Origin of the sequence: Cohnella sp. (assembly GCF_041640265.1) — a bacterium.
Taxonomy (GTDB): Bacteria; Bacillota; Bacilli; order Paenibacillales; family Paenibacillaceae; genus Cohnella.
The window spans coordinates 1-4,320 of sequence record NZ_JBEQAP010000104.1 but is presented as its reverse complement, the minus strand read 5'-3'; the positions used below and the strand labels follow the sequence as shown (position 1 = coordinate 4,320).

Annotated in this window: 7 protein-coding genes and 1 pseudogene; 4 read left to right on the top strand and 4 right to left on the bottom strand. The window is 45.0% G+C overall.

Going from position 1 to position 4,320, the window contains the following annotated elements; genetic code table 11:
- Positions 1–64: 64 nt before the first annotated feature.
- Both ACESLK_RS29895 and ACESLK_RS29890 read right to left on the bottom strand, forming a co-directional pair.
- A complete protein-coding gene (locus tag ACESLK_RS29895) occupies positions 65–391 on the bottom strand; it encodes a type II toxin-antitoxin system RelE/ParE family toxin (RefSeq protein ID WP_373233499.1) in 327 nt (108 codons plus the stop codon).
- Positions 375–647, bottom strand: a complete 273-nt coding sequence (locus ACESLK_RS29890; RefSeq protein WP_373233498.1) for a type II toxin-antitoxin system prevent-host-death family antitoxin — start codon at positions 645–647, stop codon at positions 375–377. The genes ACESLK_RS29895 and ACESLK_RS29890 overlap by 17 nt, the downstream gene beginning before the upstream one ends.
- A gap of 158 nt (positions 648–805) precedes the next feature.
- Here ACESLK_RS29890 and ACESLK_RS29885 point away from each other — a divergent pair.
- The 3 genes and pseudogenes from ACESLK_RS29885 to ACESLK_RS29875 form a co-directional block, all read left to right on the top strand.
- A pseudogene (locus ACESLK_RS29885) lies at positions 806–871 on the top strand (VOC family protein); the annotation flags it as partial.
- Positions 872–960: 89 nt separating this feature from the next.
- On the top strand, positions 961–1,143 hold the full coding sequence (locus tag ACESLK_RS29880) for a PfkB family carbohydrate kinase (RefSeq protein WP_373233503.1): 183 nt from the start codon (positions 961–963) through the stop codon (positions 1,141–1,143).
- A gap of 272 nt (positions 1,144–1,415) precedes the next feature.
- Positions 1,416–2,723 (top strand): RNA-binding domain-containing protein, encoded by a 1,308-nt coding sequence (locus ACESLK_RS29875; RefSeq protein ID WP_373233497.1) that lies wholly within the window; start codon positions 1,416–1,418, stop codon positions 2,721–2,723.
- A gap of 261 nt (positions 2,724–2,984) precedes the next feature.
- On the opposite strand, the gene ACESLK_RS29870 is transcribed toward ACESLK_RS29875, so the two are convergent.
- Positions 2,985–3,782 carry an alpha/beta hydrolase gene (locus ACESLK_RS29870; protein ID WP_373233496.1) on the bottom strand — a complete coding sequence of 266 codons (798 nt, stop codon included), beginning with the start codon at positions 3,780–3,782 and terminating at the stop codon, positions 2,985–2,987.
- Positions 3,783–3,929: 147 nt separating this feature from the next.
- On the opposite strand from ACESLK_RS29870, the gene ACESLK_RS29865 reads away from it, so the two are divergent.
- A complete protein-coding gene (locus tag ACESLK_RS29865) occupies positions 3,930–4,169 on the top strand; it encodes a hypothetical protein (protein WP_373233495.1) in 240 nt (79 codons plus the stop codon).
- Between the two features lie 16 nt (positions 4,170–4,185).
- Here ACESLK_RS29865 and ACESLK_RS29860 read toward each other — a convergent pair.
- On the bottom strand, positions 4,186–4,320 hold a 135-nt coding region (locus tag ACESLK_RS29860), incomplete at its 5' end, for a type II toxin-antitoxin system RelE/ParE family toxin (protein WP_373233501.1).

The window sequence follows — 4,320 nt, the reverse complement described above, 5'->3', positions numbered from 1 at the left end:
ACACTCACTTTGTATTATGGGTGGAAACGATCTGTTCAGGTGAAGTGAACCGCTCCGCTTACTTTTATTCAAACGAATCAAACAATTCACGAAGATAGTCTCTTCGCCCATGAAGAATACGGTGGATGACTACTGTATCATTCATGATCCGATAGAAAACCAAATATGGATTCACTACAATAAATCGATATCCTCGTTGGATAAGGGAATATTCATCCTCTGATAAGACTGACCCTTTGTTAGGGAAATCCGCCAATCCTGAAATGCTTGAGTTTAGCTTAGCCAGCATACTTTCTGCAGCTGCAACATTTTCTTGTGAAATATACGAGAAAATTTCATCCATATCATCAACCGCCGCCGGAGTATATCGGACCCTACTCTTTTGTGGCATCAATTTTTCTCCGCATTCTCTCCATTACTTGTTCATGATCAAGTAGTTCCGCACCTTCAGCTATTTGCTTTTCCGCTACTAATAACTTGGATTGGAGTTTAATGCGAGCCTCCATCCGTCGATACGCCTCATGACTCATTACAACTAAATCAGCTTCACCGTTCCGAGTTATGACCACGGGCTCATCAAGCTCATGACAATATTTAGAAAACCCATTATAGTCTTGTCGAATTGTTGTGGATGGCTTAATATTCATTCCTTTAAACCCCTTTCAAATGACGATATTCTGACTATATTATATCATTAAACTGACTATTGGTGCTACACTACTCACCACTTTACCACTATTTGCGTTATGATTCCACGTGGCTAACGGCGAAAAAAATCTTCATGAACATAAATCATGAAGAGTCTACTGGTTTGGGTTCTCAGTGCGTTGAGATTGCTATGATGGTTACTCCAGTTGGTCACAGCAGACTGTGCGCCTATCTAAATCGTAAAATCATATGCTTGGGAGAGCTTCTTATCGATTTTATCCTGGTAGCAAATGGTCTGCCTTTGCGTGACACATCAAAATTTCGCAGAGCCCGGCGAACGTAGCAGCGGCTATTGCCAAGCTGTCAGGGAAGGCAAACTTCATTGGCAAGGTTGGGCAGGATGCATTCGGGGATCATCTGGAACAGGTCCTGTGGAAAGCGGTGTCCAGCCTGGATGGTGAACAGGATTTTATGTTTTATCGCAACCAGGGGTAGGTCTGATGCTAACCCTAGAGGAAGTATCCCTATGCGGGATTGAAGATGCAGCTGTCTTTCAGTTTGGTTCTATTTGTTTATGCTGAACCCTCTCGTTCATCCACATTATTTAGGGCAGATCTGGCAAGAAGGAGGGAATCGATGAACTCTACAGTCTATCAGATCAGTGCCCCTCAAGTCTCCATTTTGACAACGTGAGGAGATATGTGTTAGAATTCGTTAGATTGGTTAGTAAAGGGTTAGAATATGGTTAGAGTAGGAGGAGATTCCGCATGGTTTTTGTAGAAAACGCTATATGTGAGTTGAAGAGGGAATTTACACCTGAATTGAAAAAAGAAGCGATCGCCTTTGTCAATACGGACGGAGGAGAGATCTATATAGGGATTGCTGATGATGGCACTGTAGTGGGTGTGGAGCAGGCTGAGTCGGTATTGACCCGAATCATGAATATGCTGCGTGACTCCATTAAACCTGATATCTCCATGTTTACATCCCCGTCCATCACAACGATTAACGGTCTTCAGGTGATCGTTCTCTTAATCCAAAGAGGGACCTCGAGACCTTATTATATTGCTGAGAAAGGACTAAAACCTTCTGGCGTCTATGTAAGACAAGGCCTGTCATCTGTTCCAGCATCTGAATCGGCTATAAGACAAATGATTATCGAAACGGATGGCGAAAAATATGAAGATATTCGCTCCCTTACCCAAGATCTAACCTTCTCGGAAACATCCAAAGCCTTTAAGCAGCAAGAAATGGTTTTTGGAGAAAGCCAAATGAAAACATTAAACATCATAAATGCTGACCAAGTATTTACCAACTTGGGGTTACTTCTATCAGATCAATGTCCTCATTCGATCAAGGTAGCTGTATTTGATGGCCCCGACAAAAACATATTCAAAGACAGGAGAGAATTTTCAGGTTCTCTGCTTCTACAACTTACAGAAGTGTTCATGTATATTGACTTGCATAATAAAACGAATGCACAATTCAAGGGAATTAACCGTATCGATAAGAGAGACTACCCCGAAGCCGCTATACGCGAAGCCTTGCTTAATTCCATTGTTCATAGAGATTATGCCTTCAGCGGGAGCACCCTTGTGAACATTTATAGCAATCGTATTGAATTCATTTCTCTTGGCGGGCTTGTCAGAGGAATTACCATCAATGATATCATGCTGGGAATTTCCCAACCAAGGAACGAAAAGCTAGCTTCCTTATTTTATCGATTGAAATTCGTTGAAGCCTATGGCACTGGAATCAGCAAAATCATGGCTAGCTACCAGGAATATGACTTCAAGCCCGTACTGCAAACTTCAGATAACGCTTTTGTGATCTCGCTTCCCAACAGGAATGAATACACAGCTTCAAAAGCAACACATCTACCAATAACCATGTCCGCTGAAGAAATCATCGTAGATTATCTCGAAAGCCACCCCAGTATATCCCGAAAAACAGTAGAACAGCTCTTAAATACGAGTCAGACCGCAGCTGGAAAAATAGTAAACGAGATGGTGAGAAAGAATATTCTGCATGTTGTAGGTTCGGGGCGCAGCACAAGATACATCTTAGTCAAGTAAAATGACAGACACGATCATTACTGCTGAATGGAAGCGCCGTGTGCTTCTTCGGTGTCAAACCTGACTGACGCTTTCAACGCCACAGCTACAAAGGGGTAATTTCATTCCGTTTCCTGAAGAAGCTCGCAGCGAATGCTTCTCTCTCTGGGCCGGTCGTGAATGAAATCATGTCTTTGGTCAACTCAATGGAATTATTTTACATATAAATTTCCGTTCTGTCAACAATTGAAACAACAACATGACGGATTTGGAGTTGCGCAACTAGAGCTGACGGAGAAAAAGCTCCGCTTGCGCCAACGCCTCAAGCTGCGCCGGTGTGCGAACACCGTAGCCAAAGCCGTGAGGAACCCCCGGGAGGATGACAAGCCGCGAGCTTCCGCCCTCAGCAAGTAGTCGCTCGTGAAAGCTTTTGACCTCCTCCACCGGAATTCGCATATCCATATCCCCGTGAAGCAGCAAAAACGGAGGCTCTCTCCCGCTCACTCGGCACACCGGAGAAGCATCGCGATAGAGCTGCTCGTTGTCATCAGGCGAACAAACCATCAACTGCTCGATTGTCGTTTTGCTGACGAATAAGGTCGTAATCGGGCAATACCCAATGACAGCATAGGGCATAGTATCGCGGTCCCGCAGCTCCTTGGTTGCTCCGATCGAGTCATCGCGCCCAAGAGTTGCCAGCATACATGCCAAATATCCTCCGGCGGAAGAGCCCACGACGACAATCCGATCCCGTGCAAAACCGAGGTCATCGCTTTGCCCCTTCAAGTACTGCATCGCAAGCCGTACATCCTCCACCTGCGCAGGAAATCGGAATTGCGGCGTTAATCGGTAGGATATCGAAGCACAGACGAAACCTCGATCGGCAAAATGCTCGCAAACGGAATGCCATTGCTCCTTGCGGCCCTTGTACCAGCCTCCCCCGTGAATAAACAACAACGCGGTCTGCTGCCGCTCCCCTTCCGGGAGAAAGAGATCCATCTTCCGATACTCAGCAAATCCATCGGCATAGCTTCTGTCGAAATCCCGCTCCATGTGTATCCCTCCAGTAGTAATCGTCATCCATTCAAGTTCAATACATCCGAAGCAATCAGCAATTAACAGCAGGAAGAGAAGGGTGAGGTTGACGGGGGATGACAAATCTTGATATAGTACGACCGAGAAGACTTGGTGCTTAGAAAAAGAGTAGGAAAGCCTGGAGGTATGCACATGAGCCCGGCAGGGTACAAGAGGCTGGGCCTCATTCTGTTCTATACAGCTCTTGCCTATGGCCCTGTATGGGTACGGGGATGCTGTGTTGGCTTGGATTCAGGAAACGAACAGCATCCTCACGGTAACAGCGGTTGCATTATCATAAATGTTTATCTGACACTCGGTATTTACGGCGGCTTCCTTGCGGTTACACTCACTTTGTATTATGGGTGGAAACGATCTGTTCAGGTGAAGTGAACCGCTCCGCTTACTTTTATTCAAACGAATCAAACAATTCACGAAGATAGTCTCTTCGCCCATGAAGAATACGGTGGATAACTACAGTATCATTCATGATCCGATAGAAAACCAAATATGGATTCACTACAATAAATCGATATCCTCGTTG